Below are 25,315 nucleotides of genomic sequence, written 5' to 3'. Positions count from 1 at the left end.
CCTACTCCGTCGTTCCGCGCATGTGGGGCGGTGTCACCAATTCGAACGAGCTGCGCGCCATCGCCGATGTCGTCGACAAGTTCGAGATCCCGATGGTGAAGGTCACCGGCGGCCAGCGCATCGACCTGCTCGGCATCGAGAAGGAAGACCTGCCCGCCGTCTGGGCCGATCTCGGCAAGGCCGGCTTCGTCTCCGGCCAGGCTTATGCCAAGGGTCTGCGCACCGTGAAGACCTGTGTCGGCTCGGACTGGTGTCGCTTCGGCACCCAGGATTCCACCGGCCTCGGTATCCGGATCGAAAGGTTCATGTGGGGCTCCTGGACGCCGGCCAAGCTGAAGATGGCTGTCTCCGGCTGCCCGCGCAACTGCGCGGAAGCAACCTGCAAGGACATCGGCGTGATCTGCGTGGATTCCGGCTTTGAGATCCATTTCGCCGGTGCGGCCGGCCTCGACATCAAGGGCACGGAGGTCCTCGGGCTTGTCCGGACCGAGGACGAGGCGCTGGAGTATATCGTGGCGCTGACGCAGATGTACCGCGAGCAGGCCCGCTATCTCGAGCGCATCTACAAATGGGCAAAGCGCATCGGCCTGGAGGAAATCCGCCGCCAGATCATGGGCGATGCCGAAAAGCGCAAAGCCTATTACGACCGCTTCGTCTTCTCCCAGAAATTTGCCCAGGTCGACCCCTGGTCGGAGCGTGTCTCCGGCAAGGACAAGCATGAGTTCAAGCCGATGGCGACGATCGGCTATCCGCAGGCTGCAGAATAAGGAGATGGACATGAACTGGATCGCAATCGGTGACATCTCCGACATCCCGCTGCGCGGGGCGCGCTGCGTGAAGACGCCGCAAGGCAAGATCGCCGTCTTCCGCACGGCCGAAAACGAGGTCTTTGCCATCGAGGATCACTGCCCGCACAAGGGCGGCCCGCTCTCCCAGGGCATCGTCCACGCCAAGTCAGTCACCTGCCCGCTGCACAACTGGGTTATCTCGCTGGAAACAGGCAAGGCGCTCGGCGCCGATGAAGGCGAGGTTCGGACGATCCAGGTGCTGAATGAAGACGGCAGGCTGTTCATCGCTCTGGAAAGCCTGATGATGGCGGCGGAATAGATGGCGGCGGAGGTCAAGACCACCTGTCCCTATTGCGGTGTCGGCTGCGGCGTAATCGCCACGGTCGACCAGGCAGGCGCAGTCAGCGTCAAAGGAGATCCCGAGCATCCGTCGAATTTCGGCCGGCTCTGCTCGAAGGGTTCAGCCCTTGCCGAAACTATCGATCTCGATGGCCGGCTTCTCTATCCCGAGATCGAGGGCAAACAGAGCGGCTGGGACGAAGCGCTTGATCTGGTCGCCCGCCGTTTTTCTGAAACGATCGCCGAACACGGGCCTGACGCCGTTGCCTTCTACGTCTCCGGCCAGTTGCTGACCGAGGATTACTATGTCGCCAACAAGCTGATGAAGGGCTTCATCGGCTCCGGCAATATCGACACCAATTCAAGGCTCTGCATGTCCTCTTCCGTGGCGGGGCATCGCCGCGCCTTCGGCGCCGATACGGTGCCCGGGACATATGAGGATATCGAACTTGCGGATCTGGTGGTCCTGACCGGCTCCAACCTTGCCTGGTGTCATCCCGTCATCTACCAGCGGCTTGCCGCCGCAAAGACGGCGCGGCCAAACATGCGGATCGTCGTCATCGATCCACGCCGGACGATGACCTGCGACATCGCCGACCTGCATCTCGCCATCCGTCCTGATGGCGACGTTGCGCTGTTCATGGGACTGCTTGCTCATCTCGCGACAAGTCCGGCAATCGACCAGAATTATATCGGCGCCCATACCGAAGGTTTCGGCGACGCTTTTGCCGCCGCCGCCGCGCTTGATATCAACGATCTCCTGGAACGGACCGGCCTGCCCGCCATGCAGATCAGGGAGTTCTTCCGCCTGTTCGAGACGACGCCGAAGGTCGTGACCTGCTACAGCCAGGGCGTCAACCAATCCTCCTCCGGCACCGACAAGGTCAATGCCATCCTCAACTGCCACCTGGCGACCGGCCGCATCGGCCGCCCCGGCATGGGACCGTTTTCGCTGACCGGCCAGCCGAACGCCATGGGCGGGCGCGAGGTTGGCGGTCTCGCCAATATGCTTGCCGCCCATATGGCGATCGAGAATGCCGAGGACCGGGACCGCGTGCAGCGCTTCTGGAACTCGCCGGTCATCGCCGCGAAACCCGGCCTGAAGGCGGTCGACATGTTCCAAGCCGTGGCCGACGGGCGCATCAAGGCGCTGTGGATCATGGCGACCAATCCCGTCGTCTCGATGCCGGATGCCGACAGTGTCGAAAACGCGATCGCCGCCTGTCCCTTCGTCGTCGTCTCGGACATCCTCAAAGAGACGGATACGACCCGGCACGCAGATGTGCTTTTGCCCTCGCTCGGCTGGGGCGAGAAGGATGGCACCGTCACCAACTCCGAACGGCGCATTTCAAGGCAACGGCCGTTTCTCGACGTCCCCGGCGATGCAAGGGCCGACTGGTGGCAGCTTGCGGAGGTCGGACGCCGCATGGGATTTGCCGCCGCCTTCGATTTTGATGTGCCGGCGGCAATCTTCGCCGAGCACGCCGCGCTTTCCGCCTTCGAAAATAACGGCAGCCGCGATTTCGACATCGGCGCGCGCGCCGGCATGAGCGGCAGCGCCTATGACGAGCTGTCGCCCTTCCAGTGGCCGCAGGCGGCAGGGACAGAACCGAGCATCACCCGCTTCTTCGCCGAGGGTGGTTTCTTCCATCCCGATCGCAAGGCGCGCTTCGTCGCGGTCAAACCGCCCTCAACCGATCGCACCAATGCCGAGTACCCCTTCACGCTGAATACCGGGCGCATCCGCGACCAGTGGCACACGATGACGCGAACAGGAAAGAGCGCGCGGCTTTCCGCCCATATCGCCGAACCCTTTGCCGAGATCCATCCGCGCGACGCGATCGAGACCGGTATAGCAAGCGCCGGCCTCGTCGAGATCGACAGCCCGCACGGCAAGGCAATCGTGCGGGCGCTGGTGACCGATCGCCAGGCGCGCGGCGGCATCTTTGCGCCGATGCACTGGAACGACCAGTTCGCCGCAAGAGCACGGATCGACGCCGTGGTCGCGCCGATAACGGACCCCATTTCCGGTCAGCCGGCGTCGAAGAACGTTGCCGTCGCCGTCCGGCCGTTCCGCGCCGCGCATTACGGCTTCGCCGTCTCCGCCACAAAACCCGCCACGCCTGACGCGGCCTATTGGGCGCTGGCGAAAGCCGCCGGTGGCTGGCGGCTGGAGCTTGCCTTCGGCGACAACGTCGAAGACTGGACGGCCTGGTGCCGGGCGGTTTTCGCCCTTCCGGCCGAGATCGAACCGCTTGGTTATGCCGACCGGCAATCCGGCGACCTCAGGCTCGCCTTCTTCGATGGCGAGGTCCTGCTTGCGGCGCTGTTTCTGGCACGCGAGCCCGTCGCTGTCGCGCGCAACTGGGCGATCTCGCAGCTCTCTGCCTCGCATGGCGACCTCAGGAAACGCTTTGCGCTTGTTGCGGGTCGTCCCGGCGCCGGAAGGCCGGATCCGGGCGCAACCGTCTGCTCCTGCTTCAGTGTCGGGGTCAACCAGATCGCCGCTGCCGTGCGCGGCGGATGTCACAGCGTCGAGGCGGTCGGCAAGGAAACCAGCGCTGGAACCAATTGCGGCTCCTGCCGCAGCGAAATCGGCAGCATCATCGATCGCTGTCTTGCCGCAGCCGCGGAGTGAACAGCGCAAATGTAAGCAGGACGCAGCCGGAGCCCTGTCAGGCCGCGTTCGGGACGATAAGCATTCTGTGATCGGGGGAGATGCGGACCGAGATCTCGTCATAGGATGAAAGAGTCGGGTGCGGCGTCTCCATCTTTTGGTGATGTGTTGCCGTGATGACCATGACATCGGCACCCGCCGCCTCGCCGGCGGCAATGCCGGCTGCGACATCCTCGAACACAAGGCAATCCTGCGTGCTGACGCCGAGGCGTTCGGCGCCGAGAATATAACATTGCGGGTCGGGTTTTCCGACCTTGACGTCTTCCGCCGTCACCATGAATTTCGGCACCGGCAAGCCTGCTGCCTCCAGTCGCCGGTGAGCAAGGCGCAACGGCGAGGAGGTGACGATCGCCCAGCGATCCGGGGGCAGTGAACTCAGAAAGGTCGCGGCGCCGGGAATGGCCACGACGTCGCTGACATCGGCGATTTCGGCCTCGGTCACCAGCTTCGATTCATGTTCGGGATCGACTCCAGGCAGGTTCAGCCGGGTGATCGTGTCAATGCCGCGAGATCCATGCATCTTCGGTAAAAAGGCGGCGACATCGAGCCCGTGACGCCTTGCCCAGTCGCTCCATACACGCTCGGCCGCACGGATCGAATTGAGGATGGTGCCGTCCATATCGAACAGGAAGGCGGCAAAGGGCTTCTCGAAGCCGCGGGGCATCGGCATAGACAAAAGGCTGATCCTTCAGGGAAAGAGTCGAATGGTGGTCGCTGTCGCGATGAAACGGCAAATCATTGGGTTTTGCAAGCTTTCGGGAATGGCGGTGACGCCTCCCGACCGCCTTCACCTAAAAAGCCGCCGTACCGGAAGTGACGATCAAGTCGCAGGAAAGCCGGAGGCCGATCGGGTCGTGGCAGAGGTCGTCGGCACCATCGGCGAATTCCAGTGCGGCCGAAGCATCGGTGCGCAGGTAGGCCTGCGTAGCCGGATCGACGCGCATCGGAGCGGCGGTCCAGAGTGAGGGACGGCTGACGTCGATCGCTGAAATTTTAGCCTTGTCATTCCTGACGGCGTAGGAGGCGACCGCCATGCCACTCATCGTCAAGGTGAGTGCAAGTGCGATCTGGAGACCGAGATCTGCGGCTTCGCGAAGGGAGATGAACATAGCGGCCTCATGCCACGGTTTTTTAGTATCTCCGCATGCAAGTAGGACATGCGCTGACGTCGATCCAGCGACATCGCTTGTTAAGGTTTACGTATAACCATGTCGGGCACGCCGCAGAGCTTGAGTGCAGGTTTTCTGCAAATTTCGGAACAATGATTCCATCAGGCAGTTACCCCAGGGTCATCCAAGATGAAAATCCAAGGAGGATATCCCATGTCTAGATCCCTTATTGCCGCTTCGCTGCTCGCGATCGGCATGGCGTCGTCGGCTTTTGCTCAATCTAACCCGAGTCCGATCGGGCCAACGAATGGCGGCTCGACTGATCCGAGTTCGGGTACCTATTCATCCGACTACACCAACGATGACAACGGCATTCGTCCGGTACCCGTTTCGCCAGTCGATCCGACGACGACACAGAGCATCGGCCGACCGCAGACGATGGAATGCCCCGGCATGCCGCAACAGATGTCCGGCGTCGACACGCGCGGCGGTCAGAGCGGCGCATCGATCAGCGAAGCCTGCCGCGAATACGACAACTAAGCTACAGACTCCCGCTTTCAGAAAAAGGCCGGTTCACACCGGCCTTTTTCATGCCGCCGACAGCCGTGAAAGCTTTTTTCCACCGGATGAAACTTTTGATCCGGGCGTTCCGTACATCCGGAGCAGACTGCAAACAACACAAGTGGGGAACGGCTTTGGCGCCGCGGCATGACCGGCTATCCGATCGTCGATGCCGGCATGCGCCAGTTCTGGCGCAAACCTATCCAAAACCGATCGTCGATCACGCGAACGCCCGCCGGGCGCTCGCCGCTTACAGCGCCACAAAAGGGCGCGCGCTACGTCAGGCGTCCGGGGCCTCCGCCAGAAGTCAGCATCCGGCAACCCGCCCGCTTGCGGACGCGGCGGAATGACATTAGCCTTCAATGTAATGGCCGGGGGCCGGTCGAGCGCATCGTCACGAATGTATCGCCGTCCCTAACCGGCAAAAAAATGCTGGAGGAGGAGAGATGAGCAAGGCGCAGGACTGGAATCTGCTGGCCCGTGACGCGGTGACGCTGACGGGGGAAAACATATCTCGTCTGGCGAAGGGGCTGCCCTTCAAGGCGAAGCTGGCGTTGCGCGGACTTCTGCGCATGCAGCACGGTTCGCTTGCCGTCACCCTCCCCGACGGCCGCAGGCTGCTGATCGAAGGCAAGCAGCCCGGGCCGAAGGCGGCGCTCAGCCTCAACAATTGGAACCTTGCCTATCGAGCGCTGACAAGCGGCACGATCGGGGTCGCGGAAACCTATATGGACGGCGATTGGGACAGCCCCGACATCACCGCCTTTCTCGAACTCTTCCTCGTCAACGGCGAGGCCGCGCACAGCTATGCGCATGGCAAGGGCGGCGTCGGCCGCCTCTTCGAGCGCGTCCGCCATTGGATGAACGCCAATACCAAGACGGGCTCGAAGCGCAACATCTCAGCCCATTACGATCTCGGCAACGATTTCTACAGGGAATGGCTCGATCCGAGTATGACCTATTCCTCGGCGCTCTATTCCACAGGCGCCAACGATCTGCAATCGGCCCAGAACGCCAAATACCGGGCTCTTGCCGAGGCGACCGGCATCGGGCCCGGCGATCATGTGCTGGAGATCGGTAGCGGCTGGGGCGGTTTTGCCGAATTTGCCGCAAGCGAGCTGAACTGCAAGGTCACGGGGCTGACGATCAGCCGCGAGCAGCTCGCCTTTGCCGAGGAGCGCATTCGCAAGGCCGGCCTCGATGACCGCGTGGAATTCCGCTTCCAGGACTACCGCGATGAAGCAGGGCTCTACGACCGGATCGTCTCGATCGAGATGTTCGAAGCGGTCGGCGAGAAATACTGGCCGTCCTATTTCTCCAAGCTCAGGCAATGTCTGAAGCCGGGCGGCAAGGCTGGCCTGCAGATCATCACCATCCGGCCGGAATCCTTCGACCAGTATCGCAGCAACCCCGACTTCATCCAGAAATATGTCTTTCCCGGCGGCATGCTGCCGACGCGCAACCATCTGGCCGAGCTTGCCGGCAAGGTCGATCTGTCGCTGGTCAAGGACTTCGGCTTCGGGCTCGACTACGCCCGCACGCTTGCCGAATGGCGCGAGCGTTTCTGGTCGGTCTGGGAACGCATCCGCCCGATGGGCTTCGACGAGCGTTTCAAGCGGCTCTGGGAATTCTATCTGTTCTATTGCGAGGCCGGCTTCCGTGCCCGCAATATCGATGTGCGCCAGGTCGTGTTCTCGCGCCGTTGATCATTCCGCCGCATGCGGTGTCACTGGATGGCCACCAGCCGATGGCGGCCGGTCCCGCCAGCCGGTCACGCGGTTCACCAGCGTGAAATAAACGCTGTAGGGGAGCAGGCGCGCGAGCTTCAGCATAGCGGTGAAGCGCTTCGGGAAGGTGATCTCGAAGGCCTGCGATTTCAACCCGGCGGCAATCTCCCGGGCCGCCTCCTCGACCGATACCAGAGCCGGCATCGGAAAGGCATTCTTCCTCGTCGCCGGCGTGTCGACGAAGCCCGGGCTGACGAGCTGGATGCGGATGCCCATCTTGTCGAGATCGAATTTCAGGCTTTCAGCCATATTGATCAGCGCTGCCTTGGTGGCGCCATAGGCAGCTCCCGTCGGCAGGCCGCCGTAGCCGGTGACGGAGGAAACGATGGCGATCTGCCCCTGCCCTTTCGCCTTCATATGGCGGATCGCCGGCAGCAGACAGTTAACGACGCCGGAGAGGTTGACGGCGAAGCTCTTCTCGAAATCGGCGCGTTTCAGATCCTCGGCATGAACAGGCAGGTTGACGCCGGCATTGAGGATCGCCATGGCGAGCGTGCCGTGCTCATATTCGATGGAGGGATGACATGTTCCATGTCCTCGGCATTGGTGACGTCGCCGTCGAGCACAATGATACTGCCCGAGAGGCCATTGGCTTCGGCTTGCAGTTCGACCAGCTTTTCATGGCTTCTGGCCGTGACGGCGACCTTTTATCCTTCGCCGGCGAGCCTCAGTGCAAGCGCCCGGCCGATGCCTGAACTCGCGCCCGAAATCCAGACGATTCCATGTTCGGGATGGGCAATGAAATCACGCATGACATGTTCCTCCGGGCTGCCTGATCAATGCGAAAACAGGTCCGGAAGTTCCTCAACCCCTCCGGATTTACGGCTCTATCACACTATTGTGGCTGCTTTCAGCCGATCAGGTCGCCGATCATCTGGCGGAAGGATCCGGTGAGCTTGACCGATCCGTCCGAGACGGCAAAGGCGATGCACGGCCTGTCCTTTTCGGCGACCGGCCGGTGGTCGACCGTCTCGTCGGCGATGGAGATATCACCGGGACCGAAACGACCGCGTTCATCGTTGAAGGCGCCGTCGAGAATGAGAATCAGCTCCATGCCTTTATGGGTGTGCGCCGGCAAGGCGCGGCCCGGCCGGATCCACATCAGGCTGACCTCGCAGCCATCCATGTCGAGCGAATATTCCTTGAAACCGGGCAACCGCCGGCGCCAGGGCACATCCTCGGCCTCGAAGCCCAAGAGGGCGCGCAACGCTTGCGGAAATAGCGCGTTTTCCGATCGCGCGACCGTCTTTGGCGCTGGGACGGGAGACGCAGAGGAAAAGATCGCCGCAAGTCGCCCGTCGCGATCGGCAATAGCGACTTCAGGCGCGTTTTCCAGAGCTTCGCCTGCCAGCAGCTCGAGGCTGTTCACCAGGCTGCGATTATCCGGTTTCATTTCAAGATGAGACTGGACCAGCACACGCGCCGGCTCGGGCAAGGAGCCGGCAACATAATGCGCCATCAATGCATCGATCGTGTCGATCTGCTCGTGAACCATGTTTGTTTCGGTCACGCCCTGTTGCCGCGTTCCGTTTTCGCTTTGTCGTCATCCGTACGGGGAAAGTCAATCTTCGGATCACCCCTCACACGGCGGGATTGCGGGCCATGCATCATTTCGGAGGAGGAAAGCCAAATTTTATCGCGGCCGACAGAGGTGTGGAATAGCTTTTCTTGCCAACTCAGCCTTGTGAAGGGAAAAGACCGTTCCTAAAGTAAGAGTTCGAATAGAGGCAGATTCCATGACCTTCCACCCCTCCGTCCTCGACGCCATCGGCAACACGCCCCTGATCAAACTCAAGGGCGCCTCAGAGGTGACCGGCTGCACCATTCTCGGCAAGGCGGAGTTCCTGAACCCCGGCCAGTCGGTCAAGGATCGCGCCGCGCTCTACATCATCCGCGACGCAGAGCGGAAGGGATTGCTTCGTCCGGGCGGCGTCATCGTCGAGGGAACGGCCGGCAATACCGGCATCGGGCTGACGCTGGTCGCCAAGGCGCTCGGTTATCGCACCGTCATCGTCATCCCGGAAACGCAGAGCCAGGAAAAGAAGGACGCGCTGAAGCTGCTCGGCGCCGAACTCGTCGAAGTGCCCGCCGTTCCCTATAAGAACCCGAACAATTACGTGAAGGTATCCGGGCGGCTGGCAGAGCAGCTGGCGAAGACCGAGCCGAACGGGGCGATCTGGGCAAACCAGTTCGACAACGTCGCTAACCGCCAGGCGCATGTCGAAACGACGGCAAAAGAAATCTGGAAAGACACCGACGGCAAGGTCGACGGGTTTATCTGCTCGGTCGGCTCCGGCGGCACGCTGGCAGGTGTCGCCGCCGGCCTCAAGGCTTTCAAGGCAGACGTCAAGATCGGCATCGCCGATCCCGATGGCGCCGCACTCTATGAATTCTACCAGAACGGCGCGCTGAAATCCGAGGGATCCTCGATCACCGAGGGCATCGGCCAAGGCCGCATCACCGCCAATCTCGAGGGTTTCACACCTGACTATGCCTATCGGATCCCGGATGCCGAAGCGCTTCCTTATCTCTTCGACCTCGTCGAGAACGAGGGCCTCTGCCTCGGCGGATCGACGGCGATCAACATTGCCGGCGCGGTCAACCTCGCCCGGGATCTCGGACCTGGTCACACGGTGGTGACGATCCTCTGCGATTACGGCAACCGCTATCAGTCAAAACTCTTCAACCCGGATTTCCTGACCTCGAAGGGACTGCCCGTTCCGGGCTGGATGGCCAAGTCGCCCGATATCCACGTTCCCTACGAGCCCGTGTGAGACCTCATGCCCGTCAGTGCCCTCTATCGTGACGACTTCTATCTCTCGACCTGCGAGGCGGTCGTCACCGCCGTTCATGAAGACGGGGGCATCGAACTGGACCAGACCTGCTTCTATGCGACATCAGGCGGCCAGCCCGGCGACACCGGCGAGCTCGAGCGCGCCGACGGCAGCAAGATCGCGCTCGGCCAGACGAAGCATGGTCCAAGCAAAGATGTCATTATCCACGTGCCGCTCGAACGTGCGCCGCGGCCCGTGGTCGGCGAGATGCTGGTGCTGCATGTCGACTGGCCGCGCCGCTACAGGCTGATGCGCATGCACACGGCCTGCCACTTGCTTTCCGTCGTCTGCTCCTATCCGATCACCGGCGCTGCCGTCGGAGAGGAGGAAAGTCGCGTCGACTTCGACATGGCCGAAACGATCGACAAGGACGAGGTGACGGCCAAGCTGATGGAACTGGTCGAGCAGAACCATCCGGTCACTCTGCAATGGATCACCGACGAGGAGCTTGTGGCCAATCCCGACATCGTCAAATCGAAGAACGTGCGCCCGCCGATCGGGCTCGGGCGCGTCAGCCTCGTCTGCATCGGCGAGAACTCCTCGATTGACAGCCAACCCTGCGGTGGCACACATGTTTCCGAGACTCAGGAAGTCGGCCGGATCCATATCGCCAAGATCGAGAAGAAGGGCAAAGAGAACCGGCGCTTCCGCATCCGCTTCGGCACGCCCGGCGACGAAGCCTGACCATCAAGGGAGACCATCATGAGTGAGACCAAGAGCCGTTTCGTCGTTTCGGCCGACTGGCTGCAGTCCGAGCTCGGGAAAGCTGATCTGCGGGTGCTGGACGCTTCCTTCTATCTGCCGGCGCAGAAGCGCGATGCCGATGCCGAATATGCGGCCGGCCATATTCCCGGCGCCATCCGCTTCGACCAGGACAAGATCGCCGACCATTCGACGTCGCTGCCGCACGCGATCCCCTCGCCCGAATATTTCGCCGCTGAAGTCGGCCGGCTCGGCATCAGCGAGAATGATCGGATCGTCGTCTATGACGGTATCGGCCTGTTCGCCTCGCCGCGCGTCTGGTGGCTGTTCCGGGTGATGGGCGCGAAAAACGTCTTCGTGCTCGACGGCGGTCTCGACGGCTGGAAGGCCGAGGGCCGTCCACTTGAAACCGAAACACCCAATCCTGTGCCGGCGACCTTTACGCCTGACTTCGACGAAAGCCGCGTGGTGACGTTCGATACGATGCGCGATATCGTCTCCAGTGGCGCGATGCAGATCGCCGATGCCCGCAGCGCCGGCCGCTTCGCCGCCGTCGAACCTGAACCGCGTGCCGGCATGCGTTCCGGCCATATGCCCGGCGCCCGCAGCCTGCCCTCCGGCGTCTTCGCCAGCCAGGGCCGTTTCAAATCGCTGCCCGAACTCAGGCAGACGATCGAGGATGCAGGCATCGATCTTTCAAAGCCTGTCGTCACCTCCTGCGGCTCGGGAATCACCGCCGCGATCATCACGCTGGCGTTGGAATCGCTCGGCCATCACGACAACAAGCTTTATGACGGCTCGTGGAGCGAATGGGGCAGCCGTGACGATACGCCCATCGTCGCCGGTCCGCCGACGCCGGTCAAAGTCTGATCGCCATGGGAAAGGCACCCGCTTCGCTGAAAGCTCACATCACCCGGCTCGAAATGACGGCGCCGCCGAAGGCGAGCATGCCGGTGCCCGTCAACATCCAGACGGCGATCATGCGCGCTCCCGAGATCCCATTGCCCTTCTACCGCTATCTCTACCGGCAGGTGGGCGCGCGCTGGCAATGGGTGGATCGGCTGCGCATGAGCGACGAGCAGCTTGCCGAGACGCTGAACGACAAGCGTAACAATATCAGCGTTCTCTACGTGAACGGCGCGCCCGCCGGCTTCTACGAATATTTCTGCGAAGACGAGGATATGATCGAGCTCAGCCATTTCGGCCTGATCGAACATGCACTCGGTCTCGGCATCGGCAAATGGTTCCTGCTGCAGGCGCTCTATGCCATCTGGTCGCTCAATCCCAAGCGGGTTACCACCACCACCAACAACCTCGACCATCCGCGTGCGCTGCAGCTCTACCAGATGTACGGCTTCTCCCCGGTTTCGACAGGCACCGGCATCGTCCGGCCGCTCAGTGACAAGGAACTTCTGGAGCTTGCGCGGAAAAGCTGACGGATGCCTTCCTGACGTAAGCAGAGCTGATTAACGCTGCGTCAGGCTGTTCGGGCGGCGCGGATCGTTGCGGCGCTCAAAATCGAGCGTGCGGCCCGACTCCTTCAGTTCCGCCACTTCCCGCCGCAGGGCTCTCAGCTCTTCCAGTATTTCTGCATTCTGTTGCGCCAGCAGCCGAGATCGACATCGGGCATCGGCTTCTCCTTTTCGTCATGCAGTTTTGCGGAATTCGATAGCAAATGCCAGCCATATCGGCTTGGCCCAAAGCCGACATTCACGCTGAGCGGAAATCACTTGACGCGCGGGGGACTGTCGCCGCACCGGCGGCCGGTGATCAGCCATGCGCGCGAATCGAATTGAATTCCGTGGGGTGTCTGGTGCTCCTCCAGCATGTCGAGCAGCCGCGCCCGTATTTCGGCTGTCGTGGCGGGACGATCGAGGGCGTTCTTCACATTTTCAAATGTCTGAATCGTCGCCAATGCAGTCTCGGGATCCTGACCGTAGAACACAGGCTCGTTGATTTCACGAAACTCGATGGCAGTGAACCCTGCCGTTTCGAGCAGTCCAGACGTTACCGAGGGTTCGCTCAGCGAAAAGGCTTTGCTGGCCGCAACCGGACCGGTTGAATCCGGATCAAGCGCCTTATGTATAGCGGTCGCCCACTCATTGTGGTCTCTGCCCTGCCAGACCATGAAAATAAAACGCCCACCCGAGCGTACGGCGTTGGCGATGTTGGCGAAAGCCACCGCCGGATCGGCGAAGAACATGACGCCAAATCGACTGATGCAAAGGTCGAATTCCCCTTTTGCGAAGACATGGTTCTGTGCGTCCGCCAGTTCGAACGTCGCATTCGGTAATCCCTCCTCGGCGCTGCGCCGACGGGCAATCTCCAGCATCGTGGCGGACAGGTCTATCCCGTGCGCCCGTCCTGCTTCCGCAGCGCGAGCGGCGTCACGTGTGGTTTGTCCGGCGCCGCAGCCGATATCGAGCACACGATCAGACCGCCCGACCGCGGCGGCGACCCGAAAATGCGCGTTGTGAAGAGCAAGCTCGGCATCATAGAAGTCCGCGAAGTTCAATGCTGCTTCCTCGGCCACCATTTGTCCCTCCAAACCGAAATTCGTGAGGCCGCCAGCCAGCGCACCCTCTCAAAACCGAGCAGCGGCCCGATCCTGTGCCACCCGATCGTGTACCACGGTATGAAGACGCCATACATACCCGGCGGCGACGGTAGACACGATCGAGCCGACAACAGTCCACCGCGAGAAGAAAGCTGGTCCATGACAGACATCGACCCGCTTGGGGACGACCCGTGGTGACCGCACTCCCGCAGTGTCTGAGGTTACGCGGAGGGTGGAAGCGTGCGCTTTGAGGACGAAGCATATTCCGCGTTTCTCTCGATCGCCCAATTGCCTGCGGCGCGCAAGAATCGGGTGGCTTGCACACTCGTCCGGGTGCATTTCATGGCAATCACAAAGGAGATCTGCCATGACCGCCATTCGTTTTGTCGCCATGCCGACGATCGACGCCGAACTCCTCTGGAACGGCGGCAGCGACGCCTATGACAGGCTGCCCGAGACGATCGTTTCCGATGGTCCCGGTCATCCCTGCCGCCATTGCCTCGAAAATATCGATGCGGGCGAGGCGTTGCTGGTCTTCGCCTACCGGCCCTTCCCCGAGCTGCAGCCCTATGCCGAAACCGGCCCGGTCTTCCTGCACAAGCAACCTTGTGCACGCTATGCCGCCGAAGAGATCATGCCGCCGGTGCTGACGACGAGCCGTGACTTCATCGTCCGCGGCTATAACGAAAATGACCGCATCGTCTACGGCACCGGCGCGGTGACTGCTGTCGGCGATATTCCGGCCTATAGCGAAGAGCTGCTGGGACGATCTGATATCGCCTATGTGCATGTGCGCTCGGCGCGCAACAACTGCTTCCAATGCCGGATCGACAAGGTAAAGGCGCCGGCCTTTGTGGAGACCGGCCCTTCTATCTGACCTATAGTCAGGTCTCTCACGCTACGTTCAGCACGCTCTCCGGCGCGAAAGCCTCGTAGCCCAGCGCGTCGGCGACCGGCTTGCTGGTGATGCGGCCCTTGTGGACGTTGAGGCCGTTCCTCAGATGCTTGTCTTCGGCGATAGCGCGCAGGCCGCGATCGGCAAGCGCCAGGCCATGAACCAATGTGGCATTGTTCAGCGCGTGCGCCGAGGTGACTGGCACGGCGCCCGGCATGTTGGCAACGCAATAATGCACGACGCCGTCGACTTCATAGGTCGGATCGGAATGGGTCGTCGCGTGCGAGGTCTCGAAGCAGCCGCCCTGGTCGATGGCGACGTCGACGATGACGGAGCCCTTCTTCATGCCGGACAGCATCTCGTGTGTGACCAGCTTCGGAGCGGCAGCGCCCGGGATCAGCACGGCGCCGATAATGAGATCGGCCGAGAAGACTTCCTCCTCCAGCGCCTGGATGCTGGAATAACGCGTGTGGATGCGGCCTGCGAAGATATCGTCGAGCTGGCGCAGTCGCGGCAGCGACTTGTCGAGGATGCTGACATCGGCGCCAAGGCCGGCAGCCATCCTGGCCGCATGCAGGCCGACGACGCCGCCGCCGATGACCGCGACCTTGGCCGGCAACACGCCGGGCACGCCGCCGAGCAGGACGCCGAGGCCGCCATTGGCCTTCTGCAGGGCGGTCGCTCCAGCCTGGATCGACAGGCGTCCGGCGACCTCCGACATCGGCGCCAGCAGCGGCAGGCCGCCACGCTCGTCGGTTACCGTCTCATAGGCGATCGCGGTGACGCCCGAGGCGATGAGACCCTTGGTCTGTTCGGGATCCGGCGCCAGATGGAGGTAGGTGTAGAGAAGCTGACCGTCGCGGAGTTGCGTCCATTCGGCGGGCTGCGGCTCCTTCACCTTGACGATCATGTCGCACTTTTCGAAGATATCCTTGGCGGAGGCGGCGATCTTGGCGCCGGCCGCGGCATAGGCGGCATCATCAGCGCCGATGCCGACGCCCGCCTTGGTTTCCACCCAGACCTCGTGGCCATGGGCAACATATTCGCGCACCGAAGCCGGCGTCAGGCCGACGCGATATTCATGATTCTTGATTTCCTTCGGGCAACCGACACGCATGCGCGTTCCTCTCATTTTATCTCCGCGGCCGCGGATTTTTTCAGATGATGAATCCAACCATCAAGGCAGTGAAATGTCCTTGCAAAGACGATTTGCGAAGACGCGATTTTTCGGCGATTATTGCGCCTCTCCTATCTTTCTTCGAAGGTTCTTCGAATGGCCGATCTCGATACCATCGATCTTGCGATTCTCCGGGCATTGCAGGCAAACGCCCGCATCACCAATGCCGAGCTTGCCGAAAGGATCGGATTGTCGCCTTCGGCCTGTTCGCGCCGGCTCGACATCTTGGAAAGAAGCGGCGTCATCGGCGGCTACCATGCGCGGCTTTCACACAAGGCGCTCGACTACAAGATGATCGCCATCGTGCATATCTCGCTCTCCGGCCAATTCGCCAAGACGCTGGCGGAATTCGAGGCAGCGGTGAAGCTCTGCCCGAACGTGCTCGTCTGCTACCTGATGTCGGGCGAATACGACTATATCCTCAGGGTCGCAGCCCGCGACCTCGAGGACTATGAGCGCATCCACCGCGACTGGCTGTCGGCCCTGCCCCACGTCGTCAAGATCAATTCGAGCTTCGCGCTCAGAGAAATCATCGACAAGCCGAATGTCGGCCTTTGAGGCCTTGCATCTTTGCCGAAAGCCTGCCCAGACTTTTGGTGCGCGCAGGCGTTTTCCCACTACAGCGCCGTGCGTCTTTTCAGACGCGCAGAGGACGCTGTAACACTTTGGACTTCTGCATAATTTCACCCTTAAATCGGAATCGATTTAAGGGTGAAATTATGCAGTAATGGCAAATCATGACATCGAAGACCCAAGGCTATATTTTCGCGCTGCTGGCGATCACCATCTTCTCCCTGCAGGATGCCATCTCGAAACATCTGGCGACGGCCTATCCGCCAATCTTCGTGACGATGATCCGCTACTGGGCCTTTGCGCTTTTCACGATCATCCTCGCTTCGAAGATGCGCGGCGGCATCAAGGCGACCGCCCGCACCAAACGCCCTCTCCTGCAGGTGACCCGCGGCGTGCTGCTTGCCGTCCAGGTGGTACTGGCCATCACCTGCTTTGCGATAATCGGTCTTGCCCGTTCACAGGCGATCTTTTCCGCGACGCCGATCCTGATCGCGCTGCTGGCGATGCCGATCCTCGGCGAGCGGGTCGGGTGGCGGCGGTGGGCAGCGATCGGTGCCGGACTTTTCGGAGTGCTGCTGATCCTCAAGCCGGAAGGCGAATTTTTCGACGTGAAGCTGCTTCTCGCCGTCATTTCCTGCTTCAACTTCGCCTTCTACGTCATCGCCACCCGTCTGGTCAGCCGCGACGATTCGTCGATGACCAGCTTCTTCTATACCGGCGTCGTCGGCGGCGTCACGATGACACTCATCGGACCGTTCTACTGGAGCTGGATGTCGTCGGGTGACTGGGGCTGGATGGCGCTCGTCTGCGTCACCAGCATTTCCAGCCATTATTTCCTGATCCGCGCCTATGATGTTCTCGATGCCGCCGCTGTCCAGCCGTTGACCTATCTATCACTGGTCTACGCCTCGGTCATCGGCATGGCGGTCTATGACGAAACGCTCAGTCTCAACACGATCATCGGTTCGATCATCGTGGTTGCCGCCGGCATTTTCACCGTCTGGCGCGAGCATGTGGTCGGAAGCAGGGCCACTGCTGCCAATTGATGTTTCACTGCAATTTTAGCCAAGCCCCTAAAACCATTTCAATTTTCCGGCGCTATGCTCCCTCGCTATACCAAGGGAGACAGTATGACCCGCAACTTGAAAATCACGGCCCGGAAGACTGATCGGAAAAACTGCCGCGTTTTCGGCCATGTCAAATACCTGAACAGCCAGGTGGATGCCCGCATCCTCGACCTATCGCCAACCGGTGCCGCCCTGGAGATGAAGGGGCCGCTCCATGCCGCCTCAGGCAGCAAGGTGCGCATCGAGGCCGAAAACCTCGGGCTGCTCGAAGGTATCATCCGCTGGAAGCACAATGGCCGCGTCGGCATCCAGTTCGACGTGAATTCGAATGCGCGGGCGCAGATCTCCTCCTATTTCCGCTTTTTCCATAAGGAGATGCGGCCGGTGCTGGCGGTACGCCCGCTGGCCAAAGCCAGCACCAATAGCGACCGGATGCCTCATTTGGCAACGTCGACGCTGAAATCGTAAGGCTGCACTGCCTTGGCGCCGAATGAGCGGCTGAGATCGTTCCAGTAGCTGCGGTTGACGTTGACGTCGAGGGTGACCGAACCTTGCGTCTGCGGCAGCCTGGCGCCGAGGTTCCTGACGTCGACGGTGGCGGTATTGGCGTTGGCGCCGGACAGCAGGATCGTTTCCGTGCCGAGCGGCACGTTGACCGCGCCAGGCGCCTGGCTGCTGGAGAGCGGCTCGCTTGATATGATCTGGCCGTCTCCGCCGAGGAACTTGATATCGCAGGTCTGGCATTCGCCCTGCGTCCAGCCGGGATTGACCTTCAATTCGACCCGCGGCGGCAGGGAGCGAGTGCCGTCCTGAGCATGGGCGACGCCGACGATGCCGAACAGGCTGGCGGCCGAGCTGACCTCGATCGGCCTCGGGTTGGCTGCACTCCCCTGTGCAGCGGCCATGATCAGAGCCGGTGCGCCGATGCCAAGAAGAAGCGCCTTCTGCAACTGCTGTTCGCGATAGATCAGGGCGATAGCGCCGCCGATAATGAAGAAGACGACGATGGCTGCAAGCGCGCAGGCAACCGAGATCCAAGGGTTTGCCGTCGTCGTCAGCCATTTCTCCACATCGCCGCTGTAGAGCGCCTGCGCCTTGTCGACCAGACTGGGTGCGATGCCTCCGAAACCTCCGACCAAAGCGATAACGACCTTGTTCATAATGCCATCTCCCCAATGGTTCCAGCTATTACCACTGTACCATAAATTGCATTTCACGACCATGCCGCTTTCCCGCTGGATTGTTTTGCCGTTCTGTCATTTTCACGGTGTACTCCTCGGCAAATCGTCCTAATTCTGATTGGCCGGACGATGCATGATCCCTATTAGGAGAATCTCCATGTCTTCCATTTTCGATGTTGGCGCGATGAGCCGCCGTTCCCTGCTCGGCGGCCTCGCCGCCACTTCCGCCCTGGTGCTGCTGCATCCTTTCAGCGCGCGCGCCAACGCCAACCAGGCCCATCTCAGACTGATGGAAACGACCGACATCCACGTCAACGTCTTCCCCTATGACTATTATGCCGACAAGCCGAACGACACGATGGGCCTGTCGCGCACCGGGACGATTGTCGACGAGATCCGCGCAGAGGCCGTCAACTCGCTTCTGATCGACAATGGCGACGTGCTGCAGGGCAATCCGATGGGCGATTACATGGCCTATCAGCACGGCATGAAGGACGGCGACGTCCATCCGGTGATCAAGGCGATGAACACGCTCGGCTATACGGTCGGCACGCTCGGCAATCACGAGTTCAACTACGGCCTCGACTTCATGTTCAAGGTCCTGGCAGGCGCAAACTTCCCCTTCGTCTGCGCCAACCTGACCAAGGGCCAGCTCGCCTCGGACCCGAAGCAGGACGATCTCTTCTTCAAGCCCTACATCATCGTCGAAAAGCAGATCAAGGATGGCGCCGGCAATGAGAGCCCCGTCAAGATCGGCTTCATCGGCTTCGTACCGCCGCAGATCATGCTCTGGGACATCAAGAACCTCGAAGGCAAGGCACAGACGCGCGACATCGTCGATGCCGCCAAGGCCTGGGTTCCCGCCATGAAGGAAGCCGGCGCCGATATCGTCATTGCGCTCTCGCATTCCGGCATCGACGGCAGCGCACCGTCCGAAAAGATGGAAAACGCCTCGCTGCATCTCGCCGCCGTCGACGGGATCGACGCGATCTTCACCGGCCACCAGCATCTCGTCTTCCCCGGCCCGAAGAGCTGGGACGGTGTGGCCAATGCCGATCCCGTCAAGGGCACGCTGCATGGCAAGCCCGCCGTGATGGCCGGCTTCTGGGGCTCACATCTCGGCCTTATCGACCTGCTGCTCGAAAAGGACGGCAATAGCTGGAGGATCGTCGATTTCACCTCGGAAGCACGGCCGATCTTCCATCGCGACGACAAGAAGAAGGTGGTTGCCGACTACGCCGACAAGAAGGATGTGGTCGAGGCCGCCAAGGCCGAGCATGAGGCGACGCTTGCCTATGTCCGCACCCCGGTCGGCAAGACCTCCGCACCGCTCTATTCCTATTTCGCGCTGGTTGCCGATGACCCCTCGGTGCAGGTCGTCAGCCAAGCCCAGACCTGGTACATCAAGCAGATGCTCGCCGACACCGAATTCAAGGATCTGCCGGTGCTTTCGGCGGCGGCCCCCTTCAAGGCCGGCGGTCGCGGCGGCGCCGACTACTATACCGATGTTCCGGCCGGCGATATCGCCATCAAGAACGTCGCCGACCTCTATCTCTACCCGAACACGGTGCAGGCCGTTGCCATTACCGGCGCACAGGTGAAGAACTGGCTCGAAATGTCGGCCGGCATGTTCAATCACATCGAGGCCGGCTCGAAGGATGGGGCGCTGCTCAACAACGACTTCCCGTCCTACAATTTCGACGTGATCGACGGCGTCACCTACCAGATCGACCTGTCGCAGCCGCCGAAATATGATTCGTCCGGCAAGCCGATCAATCCGGACGCCAACCGCATCCAGAACCTCGCCTTCAACGGCAAGCCGATCGACCCGGCCCAGAAGTTCGTCGTCGTCTCGAACAACTACCGCGCCGGCGGCGGCGGCAATTTCCCTGAGATCACCGCGGACAAGGTGATCTTCCAGGCACCGGATACCAACCGCGACGTCATCGTCCGCTATATCCATGATCAGGGCACGATCAATCCGTCGGCCGACGCAAACTGGACCTTCAAGCCGCTCCCGGGCACGACCGCGACCTTCGAGAGCGGGCCGAAGGCGAAGCAGTTCCTCGCCGAGGTGAAGAGCGTCAAGATCGAGGATGCCGGCGAAGGGGCCGACGGTTTCTCGAAGTTCAGGCTGGTTCTTTAGGCGGAAGACAGTATCAGCGAAGGCGCGGCGCACCCGCGCCTTCGTCATTCGGCCGCGAGCGGCGTACCAGCGTCCTGCAGTTCCGCTATCTGAGCATGGAAATCGGCTTGGCTCGGGCAGGCGGAAAGCCGCGTGCGGAACGCGTCGATCATCCAGGTGGCGGCAGGTCCGGGCGGGTTGGCGAGCTGACGGACCGAATATATGGGATACTCCCCCTGTTCGTAGGCATCCAGATCGAGATGAACGAGCCTGCCGCTCGTCAGATCGTCATGAATCACGGAAGCCGGGAGGCCGCCCCAGCCAAGGCCGGCCCTGATGAGCTGGTGCTTCGTCGCAATATCGCTGACGCGCCATGTCTTGTAGGAGAGAACGTTGAAATCGCGCCCCTTCGTCCGTCCCGACGCATCGGTGACGACGAGTTGCACTTCCTCGCGCACGTCGCCGAGCGTCAGCGGCCGGCCGATTCCGGCAAGCGGGTGGTTATGCGCGGCAACCGGCAACATGAAGGAATGACCGATACGCTCCGTGACAATCGAATCGTCCTGCTTGACGACCGCGCCGCCAATCCCGATCGTCGCCTTGCCGCTGAGGACGAGATCCATGACCATTCCGAGCTCACCGACATTGAGGCTCAACGAAACGGATGGAAACATCTCGCGGAATTCGCGGAGGACGTCCACCAGGGCTCGCGAAGGCACCATGACGCTGATGGCGACGGAAACCTCCGCCTCGAGCCCTTCCCTCAGGCTCTTGACGCGCGCCCGCATGACTTGCAGATCGCCCAGAATGCGCCGCGCATCCTCCAGCATCGCCTTGCCCGCCTCCGTCAGCTTCGGCTGACGCGCGCCGGAGCGCTCGAAAAGCGGGACTTCGAGCTGTGCTTCCAGATTGGCGATCGTATAGCTGACGACCGATTGGGCACGGTTCAGCGCCCGTGAAGCGGCCGAGAAGCTGCCGGTCTCGGCAACAGTCAGAAACACCTGCAATTGGTCCAGAGTCGGGTTCGGCAGCATCTTCTATCCATTCCATCGATAGTTTCGATCGACATTATCACCGTTTTTTCGATAGCAGGCCAGACCTATTTTCCTCATCGAGACTGCGGCTCACCTCCCAGCAACGGGCCGTCAAATCCCATTCGAAAGGAAATGCACCATGTCGTCCATCCTTCTTCTGACGTCCAGCCCGCGTGCCGAATCGCTCTCGACGCCGATCGCCGTCGATCTCGCCGAAAAGCTGAAGAGCCAGAACCCGGGCAGCGTCGTCGTTCGCCGCGACCTTGCCGCCAACCCGCTGCCGCACATCGATGACCTCTTCACCGGCGCAATCCGCAAACCGGCAGAGGCCCGCACCGCTGAGGAAGCCGCAGCCGTCGAGACTTCCGACGAACTCGTCAACGAGCTGCTCGCCGCCGACACGATCGTCATCAGCACCGGCCTCATCAATTTCAACATCTATTCGTCGTTGAAGACCTGGATCGACAACGTCGCCCGCGCCGGCCTGACCTTCAAGTACACGGAAAGCGGCCCGGTCGGCCTCGCAACAGGCAAGAAGGTCTATGTGGTGCTCGCCTCGGGTGGTGTCTACTCGCAGGGGCCGGCCGCCGCTTTGAACCATGCCGTGCCATACCTGAAGTCGGTTCTCGGCTTCCTCGGCATCAGCGATATCGAGACCATCTATGTCGAAGGCCTGGCCTTCGGTCCGGAAGCTGCCGAAAAGGCCATCGACGCCGCCAAGTCGCGCGTCCAGGAAATCGCACTGGCGGCCTGATCGGCTCCCAAATGCTCCATCGACGGCCGGCCTTTGCCGGCCGTTTTTCATTTGTCGATATCGGCGACAAAATCCCGGACCGTTGCCAGGATTTCGGCCGAGAGTTGTTCATCGGACGAAATCCTGGCAAGGCCGACGCCGCCGGCCATCATCGCGAAGGCCATGATCGCCTTGCGCCGCCTTTCCCCTTCGTCCGCTCCCGCAGCCTTGCTCGCCAATGACGCGAAATTGCGCCGGAGCCCGTCCGTCGCGATCCCCCGCGCCTTCTCGCCGCTGCGGGATATGTCGGAGGTCAGCGCTGCGAAAGGGCAACCCTCGCCAGGATTGTCGCGATGATAGGCGCTGACATAACGATCGGCGACATCGGCGGCCGTCATCTCCGCCGGGTTCACCCCCTCGGCCTCCAGCTTGCGTCCCCATGAATCGAAAGCGGACTGGATCGCCTCGGCGACCAGATCGTCGCGGGAGGAGAAATGTTTGTAGAAGCCGCCGACGGTCAGGCCGGCCTCCTTCATCAGATCGGCGACGCCAATACCGTCGAGCCCCTCCTCGCGCAGCCGCTTCGACGCGATCTGGACAATCTTCTCGTGCGTCTTTTGTTTCTCCAACTGCGAACGCCCCATCGGACATCTCCCCGGCACCAATCGAATGAGCATGATGTCGGCCGAAAACCGCTTACACTTTTCGGCATCATGCTTCTCTTGACTCATGTGGATTATCATCATAATCCTTGTAGATAACGATCATAATCCAGATCGTTGCCAATTCCAAGAGGAGCATGAATCATGCGTCTAAGAAACAAGGTCGCCCTGATTACCGGCGGAAACAGCGGCATCGGTCTTGCGACCGCCAGGGTCTTCATCGACGAGGGTGCCAAGGTGGTGATCACCGGCCGCAACCCGGAAACGCTCGCGGCTGCCGAAAAGGCGCTCGGGGGCGGCGTGCTGGCGCTGAAGGTCGACGTCACCGATGCCGCCGCCACCGAGAAGGCGTTTGCGGAAGCCGCCGGAAAGGTCGGCAAGTTCGACATCGTCTTCGCCAATGCCGGCATCGGCGGCGCGACGCCGCTCGGCGAGACATCGCCAGAGCAGTTCAACCAGATCATCAGCACCAATCTCACGGCGGTTTTCTTCACCGTGCAATCAGCCCTGCCGCATCTCAATGACGGCGCTTCGGTGATCCTCAACGGTTCGGTGCATGCCGTGCTCGGCGCTCCAGGCTGGTCGGCCTATGCGGCGACCAAGGCGGCAGTCCGGGCAATGACGCGCAATATGGCATCCGAGCTCGCGCCGCGCGGCATCCGCGTCAATCAAGTGACGCCCGGCGGCACGAAGACGCCGATCTGGTCGCCGATGGCCCAGACAGAAGATGCGATGGCGGCGCTCGAAGCGCGCATCGGCGGCATGAGCCCGCTCGGCCGCATGAGCGAAGCCGACGAAATCGCCAAGGCGGCGCTCTATCTGGCCTCGGATGATTCGGCCAATGTCACCGGCATCGAGATCACCGTCGACGGCGGCATGACGAGCGCGCCATCCGGCGCCAAGATCTTCCGCGCTGCCTGAATGAGCCGGGCTGGGCAGGTCAAACTTGCCCGGCCCCTCGCCGACCTCGGTCACCCGTCATAGAGTGCTTGTATTGTCTCTTACGGATGCTTTGTTTCGTTCTTGCGTTGCACGGTGGGCAACACGAAAGAGGACGATTGCCAAATTCAGGACGGCAAGCAGGAGCAAGACACAGAGCATGGTCTGGATGCCGGAGGAAACGATCAGATTGCCGGCGATCAGTGGAAAGCCGAAGACGCCGATGGAATAGGCGAGCGAGAATAACAAAAGCGACTGCGGCATAAGGCCGGCGGGAGCCTCATTAGCCGCCAGGCCGTTGATGACGGAATAAGTCAAGCCATAGCCCACCCCCAGCATCGCTGCGCCTCCCAGATAGGCAAGCTGATTTGATGTCAGCATCAGGAACAGCACGATCGATGCCAGCGTCAGACTTGTCAGGACCACAAGCGAATAGAGTGGGTCTTTCTTGACCACATATCCCGCCACGAACAGCCTGCTCAGAATTGCGGCGGACATGAAGCCGATGAAGAACAGGGAGTAATCGAACCCATGCGCCTTGGCGTAGCTGGTTTGAAAGCTGGACAATCCACCGAAAATCGCTCCACCGATGCCGACCATAGTGATGGAATAGATGGCTCGCGAACCGATCACCTCACGCGCTGCGCCAAATGAGATCTTGTTGACATGGGGCAGGATTTTGCCGGCCTTGGTCAGCCGGAGGTGGAGCCAAAAGTAAAGCGCACCGCCGGCGAGACTGGAAAGGAACGCAAATACGAAGGCCGCCTCGATCGGCATCGACCAGCTGGTGGCAATGCGGCCAATGATCGGTCCGGCGCCGATGCCCGACATCATCGATCCTGAAAGCAGGGCAAAAAACCTGATCCGATGTTCGGGTTCGACGATCGCGGCGACCAGAATGGGTCCGAGCGCATAGAAGGTGCCCCAGCCTATGCCGAGGATGAAACCGACCGCCATCAGGCTCAGCCCAGCTGCAGGAACCATGGCAAATCCCAGCGCTGACGCGGCAAGAAACAATCCCGAGACAGCCACCGCCCGCGCCGAGCCGATGGCATCCGCGATGTGGCCGGACAGGATCACGAGAATGACGGTGCTGACAGTCGCAGCCGAAATGATCAGGCCGGCCAGCGCCTCGTCGCCGCCACGCTGGCCAACCAGCACCGGGATCAGAAAGGTCACGCCATAAGCGATCGAAAGAAGAAACCCGCCGATACATAAAACGGTAAACTCGCCGCCATCGACTTTCTTCCGTGCAATTGAATCACTCATGTCTCCGCGCCCCTCGCAGGAAAACTCATCTGGGATATTTCCGCCATGGAGATCACGTTTGAATTTTGCGAACAAGCCGTTTTTATGTTGCTCATAACGTATTGAAAATACATACATAGGCAGACAAATGTTTCGATTTAAGCAACATCTTCAACATCCCCGACCGACGCACTGCATCGATCGACGTTAGGAAGCGGCTCCCGAAGTCCGCAGCCTTGCGCACCATCAGCATCGATACGAATTCACGAGGAATACCTACGGGCTGGCCGAGTTCAGCCAAACGGGGAAAGAGCCTCAATCGAGGCC

At 61.2% G+C, this 25,315-nt stretch carries 24 protein-coding genes and 2 pseudogenes; 16 read left to right on the top strand and 10 right to left on the bottom strand.

Annotation, left to right across the window (positions count from 1 at the left end; genetic code table 11):
• From FY112_RS21010 to FY112_RS21000, 3 genes and pseudogenes are all read left to right on the top strand, one after another.
• Positions 1-767: pseudogene (locus FY112_RS21010) on the top strand (NAD(P)/FAD-dependent oxidoreductase); the annotation flags it as partial.
• 4 nt (positions 768-771) lie between these two features.
• Positions 772-1,107, top strand: coding sequence for a nitrite reductase small subunit NirD (nirD, locus tag FY112_RS21005; RefSeq protein WP_017960132.1), 336 nt, complete (start codon positions 772-774; stop codon positions 1,105-1,107).
• Positions 1,108-3,765 carry a nitrate reductase gene (locus FY112_RS21000; protein ID WP_017960131.1) on the top strand — a complete coding sequence of 886 codons (2,658 nt, stop codon included), beginning with the start codon at positions 1,108-1,110 and terminating at the stop codon, positions 3,763-3,765.
• Positions 3,766-3,802: 37 nt separating this feature from the next.
• On the opposite strand, the gene FY112_RS20995 is transcribed toward FY112_RS21000, so the two are convergent.
• Together FY112_RS20995 and FY112_RS20990 are read right to left on the bottom strand one after the other, a co-directional pair.
• Positions 3,803-4,480: an HAD-IA family hydrolase gene (locus FY112_RS20995; RefSeq protein WP_017960130.1), complete on the bottom strand. Its 678-nt coding sequence runs from the start codon at positions 4,478-4,480 to the stop codon at positions 3,803-3,805.
• A 115-nt stretch (positions 4,481-4,595) separates the two neighbouring features.
• Positions 4,596-4,913: a hypothetical protein gene (locus tag FY112_RS20990; protein ID WP_131623281.1), complete on the bottom strand. Its 318-nt coding sequence runs from the start codon at positions 4,911-4,913 to the stop codon at positions 4,596-4,598.
• A 213-nt stretch (positions 4,914-5,126) separates the two neighbouring features.
• On the opposite strand from FY112_RS20990, the gene FY112_RS20985 reads away from it, so the two are divergent.
• Together FY112_RS20985 and FY112_RS20975 are read left to right on the top strand one after the other, a co-directional pair.
• Positions 5,127-5,453 carry a hypothetical protein gene (locus tag FY112_RS20985; RefSeq protein WP_131623279.1) on the top strand — a complete coding sequence of 109 codons (327 nt, stop codon included), beginning with the start codon at positions 5,127-5,129 and terminating at the stop codon, positions 5,451-5,453.
• Positions 5,454-5,920: 467 nt separating this feature from the next.
• The gene (locus FY112_RS20975; RefSeq protein ID WP_017960127.1) at positions 5,921-7,180 is read left to right on the top strand and encodes a cyclopropane-fatty-acyl-phospholipid synthase family protein; all 1,260 of its coding nucleotides are present in this window, start codon (positions 5,921-5,923) and stop codon (positions 7,178-7,180) included.
• On the opposite strand, the pseudogene FY112_RS20970 reads toward FY112_RS20975, so the two are convergent.
• Positions 7,181-8,013 (bottom strand): annotated as a pseudogene (locus tag FY112_RS20970) (SDR family NAD(P)-dependent oxidoreductase).
• 98 nt (positions 8,014-8,111) lie between these two features.
• Entirely contained in the window at positions 8,112-8,771 is a 660-nt protein-coding gene (locus FY112_RS20965) for a ChrR family anti-sigma-E factor (RefSeq protein ID WP_181018254.1), read from the bottom strand.
• A 226-nt stretch (positions 8,772-8,997) separates the two neighbouring features.
• On the opposite strand from FY112_RS20965, the gene FY112_RS20960 reads away from it, so the two are divergent.
• From FY112_RS20960 to FY112_RS20945, 4 genes are read left to right on the top strand one after another with little or no spacing between them, the layout of a single operon-like run.
• Positions 8,998-10,035 (top strand): cysteine synthase A, encoded by a 1,038-nt coding sequence (locus tag FY112_RS20960; RefSeq protein ID WP_017960124.1) that lies wholly within the window; start codon positions 8,998-9,000, stop codon positions 10,033-10,035.
• A 6-nt stretch (positions 10,036-10,041) separates the two neighbouring features.
• Positions 10,042-10,779, top strand: a complete 738-nt coding sequence (locus tag FY112_RS20955) for an alanyl-tRNA editing protein (protein WP_151519185.1) — start codon at positions 10,042-10,044, stop codon at positions 10,777-10,779.
• Between the two features lie 18 nt (positions 10,780-10,797).
• On the top strand, positions 10,798-11,667 hold the full coding sequence (sseA, locus tag FY112_RS20950; protein WP_151519184.1) for a 3-mercaptopyruvate sulfurtransferase: 870 nt from the start codon (positions 10,798-10,800) through the stop codon (positions 11,665-11,667).
• A 5-nt stretch (positions 11,668-11,672) separates the two neighbouring features.
• Entirely contained in the window at positions 11,673-12,233 is a 561-nt protein-coding gene (locus FY112_RS20945) for a GNAT family N-acetyltransferase (RefSeq protein WP_017960121.1), read from the top strand.
• Between the two features lie 290 nt (positions 12,234-12,523).
• Here the strand turns inward: FY112_RS20945 and FY112_RS20940 are convergent, their stop codons facing one another.
• Positions 12,524-13,333, bottom strand: coding sequence for a class I SAM-dependent methyltransferase (locus tag FY112_RS20940; RefSeq protein WP_151519183.1), 810 nt, complete (start codon positions 13,331-13,333; stop codon positions 12,524-12,526).
• 388 nt (positions 13,334-13,721) lie between these two features.
• Between FY112_RS20940 and FY112_RS20935 the strand changes: the two genes are divergently transcribed.
• Complete coding sequence (locus tag FY112_RS20935; RefSeq protein WP_017960119.1) at positions 13,722-14,231, top strand: DUF1203 domain-containing protein; 510 nt, start codon at positions 13,722-13,724, stop codon at positions 14,229-14,231.
• Between the two features lie 16 nt (positions 14,232-14,247).
• Here the strand turns inward: FY112_RS20935 and ald are convergent, their stop codons facing one another.
• Positions 14,248-15,366: an alanine dehydrogenase gene (gene ald / locus FY112_RS20930; protein ID WP_017960118.1), complete on the bottom strand. Its 1,119-nt coding sequence runs from the start codon at positions 15,364-15,366 to the stop codon at positions 14,248-14,250.
• 156 nt (positions 15,367-15,522) lie between these two features.
• Between ald and FY112_RS20925 the strand changes: the two genes are divergently transcribed.
• The 3 genes from FY112_RS20925 to FY112_RS20915 all read left to right on the top strand — a co-directional run bounded on the left by FY112_RS20925 (position 15,523) and on the right by FY112_RS20915 (position 17,534).
• Positions 15,523-15,984, top strand: a complete 462-nt coding sequence (locus tag FY112_RS20925) for an Lrp/AsnC family transcriptional regulator (protein WP_003538804.1) — start codon at positions 15,523-15,525, stop codon at positions 15,982-15,984.
• 179 nt (positions 15,985-16,163) lie between these two features.
• Positions 16,164-17,045 (top strand): DMT family transporter, encoded by an 882-nt coding sequence (locus FY112_RS20920; RefSeq protein ID WP_131720545.1) that lies wholly within the window; start codon positions 16,164-16,166, stop codon positions 17,043-17,045.
• A gap of 84 nt (positions 17,046-17,129) precedes the next feature.
• Complete coding sequence (locus FY112_RS20915) at positions 17,130-17,534, top strand: PilZ domain-containing protein (RefSeq protein WP_151519182.1); 405 nt, start codon at positions 17,130-17,132, stop codon at positions 17,532-17,534.
• Here FY112_RS20915 and FY112_RS20910 read toward each other — a convergent pair.
• Positions 17,504-18,226 (bottom strand): hypothetical protein, encoded by a 723-nt coding sequence (locus FY112_RS20910; protein WP_017960115.1) that lies wholly within the window; start codon positions 18,224-18,226, stop codon positions 17,504-17,506. The two genes, FY112_RS20915 and FY112_RS20910, sit on opposite strands and share 31 nt — an antisense overlap.
• Positions 18,227-18,404: 178 nt before the next feature.
• Between FY112_RS20910 and FY112_RS20905 the strand changes: the two genes are divergently transcribed.
• Complete coding sequence (locus FY112_RS20905) at positions 18,405-20,393, top strand: bifunctional 2',3'-cyclic-nucleotide 2'-phosphodiesterase/3'-nucleotidase (RefSeq protein ID WP_151519181.1); 1,989 nt, start codon at positions 18,405-18,407, stop codon at positions 20,391-20,393.
• Between the two features lie 44 nt (positions 20,394-20,437).
• On the opposite strand, the gene FY112_RS20900 is transcribed toward FY112_RS20905, so the two are convergent.
• On the bottom strand, positions 20,438-21,406 hold the full coding sequence (locus FY112_RS20900; protein WP_151519180.1) for a LysR family transcriptional regulator: 969 nt from the start codon (positions 21,404-21,406) through the stop codon (positions 20,438-20,440).
• 139 nt (positions 21,407-21,545) lie between these two features.
• Here FY112_RS20900 and FY112_RS20895 point away from each other — a divergent pair, with 139 nt between their 5' ends.
• Positions 21,546-22,160: an FMN-dependent NADH-azoreductase gene (locus tag FY112_RS20895; protein ID WP_029873022.1), complete on the top strand. Its 615-nt coding sequence runs from the start codon at positions 21,546-21,548 to the stop codon at positions 22,158-22,160.
• 47 nt (positions 22,161-22,207) lie between these two features.
• On the opposite strand, the gene FY112_RS20890 is transcribed toward FY112_RS20895, so the two are convergent.
• Positions 22,208-22,783: a TetR/AcrR family transcriptional regulator gene (locus tag FY112_RS20890; RefSeq protein ID WP_151519179.1), complete on the bottom strand. Its 576-nt coding sequence runs from the start codon at positions 22,781-22,783 to the stop codon at positions 22,208-22,210.
• Between the two features lie 162 nt (positions 22,784-22,945).
• Here FY112_RS20890 and FY112_RS20885 point away from each other — a divergent pair, with 162 nt between their 5' ends.
• A complete protein-coding gene (locus tag FY112_RS20885; RefSeq protein WP_151519178.1) occupies positions 22,946-23,722 on the top strand; it encodes an SDR family oxidoreductase in 777 nt (258 codons plus the stop codon).
• A gap of 57 nt (positions 23,723-23,779) precedes the next feature.
• On the opposite strand, the gene FY112_RS20880 is transcribed toward FY112_RS20885, so the two are convergent.
• Entirely contained in the window at positions 23,780-25,009 is a 1,230-nt protein-coding gene (locus FY112_RS20880; protein WP_151519187.1) for an MFS transporter, read from the bottom strand.
• Positions 25,010-25,315 lie beyond the last annotated feature (306 nt).

The sequence above is a fragment of the Rhizobium sp. PEPV16 genome (assembly GCF_008919455.1).
Lineage (GTDB): Bacteria > Pseudomonadota > Alphaproteobacteria > Rhizobiales > Rhizobiaceae > Rhizobium > Rhizobium leguminosarum_Q.
This window is presented reverse-complemented; position numbering and strand designations above follow the sequence as displayed.

Bases quoted from the DNA above. Each gene is read 5' to 3' on its own strand.
- nirD (WP_017960132.1), top strand. From the start codon at position 772: ATGGACATGAACTGGATCGCAATCGGTGACATCTCCGACATCCCGCTG.
- FY112_RS21000 (WP_017960131.1), top strand. From the start codon at position 1,108: ATGGCGGCGGAGGTCAAGACCACCTGTCCCTATTGCGGTGTCGGCTGC.
- FY112_RS20990 (WP_131623281.1), bottom strand. From the start codon at position 4,913: ATGTTCATCTCCCTTCGCGAAGCCGCAGATCTCGGTCTCCAGATCGCA.
- FY112_RS20985 (WP_131623279.1), top strand. From the start codon at position 5,127: ATGTCTAGATCCCTTATTGCCGCTTCGCTGCTCGCGATCGGCATGGCG.
- FY112_RS20975 (WP_017960127.1), top strand. From the start codon at position 5,921: ATGAGCAAGGCGCAGGACTGGAATCTGCTGGCCCGTGACGCGGTGACG.
- FY112_RS20960 (WP_017960124.1), top strand. From the start codon at position 8,998: ATGACCTTCCACCCCTCCGTCCTCGACGCCATCGGCAACACGCCCCTG.
- FY112_RS20955 (WP_151519185.1), top strand. From the start codon at position 10,042: ATGCCCGTCAGTGCCCTCTATCGTGACGACTTCTATCTCTCGACCTGC.
- sseA (WP_151519184.1), top strand. From the start codon at position 10,798: ATGAGTGAGACCAAGAGCCGTTTCGTCGTTTCGGCCGACTGGCTGCAG.
- FY112_RS20945 (WP_017960121.1), top strand. From the start codon at position 11,673: ATGGGAAAGGCACCCGCTTCGCTGAAAGCTCACATCACCCGGCTCGAA.
- FY112_RS20940 (WP_151519183.1), bottom strand. From the start codon at position 13,333: ATGGTGGCCGAGGAAGCAGCATTGAACTTCGCGGACTTCTATGATGCC.
- FY112_RS20935 (WP_017960119.1), top strand. From the start codon at position 13,722: ATGACCGCCATTCGTTTTGTCGCCATGCCGACGATCGACGCCGAACTC.
- ald (WP_017960118.1), bottom strand. From the start codon at position 15,366: ATGCGTGTCGGTTGCCCGAAGGAAATCAAGAATCATGAATATCGCGTC.
- FY112_RS20925 (WP_003538804.1), top strand. From the start codon at position 15,523: ATGGCCGATCTCGATACCATCGATCTTGCGATTCTCCGGGCATTGCAG.
- FY112_RS20920 (WP_131720545.1), top strand. From the start codon at position 16,164: ATGACATCGAAGACCCAAGGCTATATTTTCGCGCTGCTGGCGATCACC.
- FY112_RS20915 (WP_151519182.1), top strand. From the start codon at position 17,130: ATGACCCGCAACTTGAAAATCACGGCCCGGAAGACTGATCGGAAAAAC.
- FY112_RS20910 (WP_017960115.1), bottom strand. From the start codon at position 18,226: ATGAACAAGGTCGTTATCGCTTTGGTCGGAGGTTTCGGAGGCATCGCA.
- FY112_RS20905 (WP_151519181.1), top strand. From the start codon at position 18,405: ATGTCTTCCATTTTCGATGTTGGCGCGATGAGCCGCCGTTCCCTGCTC.
- FY112_RS20900 (WP_151519180.1), bottom strand. From the start codon at position 21,406: ATGCTGCCGAACCCGACTCTGGACCAATTGCAGGTGTTTCTGACTGTT.
- FY112_RS20895 (WP_029873022.1), top strand. From the start codon at position 21,546: ATGTCGTCCATCCTTCTTCTGACGTCCAGCCCGCGTGCCGAATCGCTC.
- FY112_RS20890 (WP_151519179.1), bottom strand. From the start codon at position 22,783: ATGGGGCGTTCGCAGTTGGAGAAACAAAAGACGCACGAGAAGATTGTC.
- FY112_RS20885 (WP_151519178.1), top strand. From the start codon at position 22,946: ATGCGTCTAAGAAACAAGGTCGCCCTGATTACCGGCGGAAACAGCGGC.
- FY112_RS20880 (WP_151519187.1), bottom strand. From the start codon at position 25,009: ATGAGTGATTCAATTGCACGGAAGAAAGTCGATGGCGGCGAGTTTACC.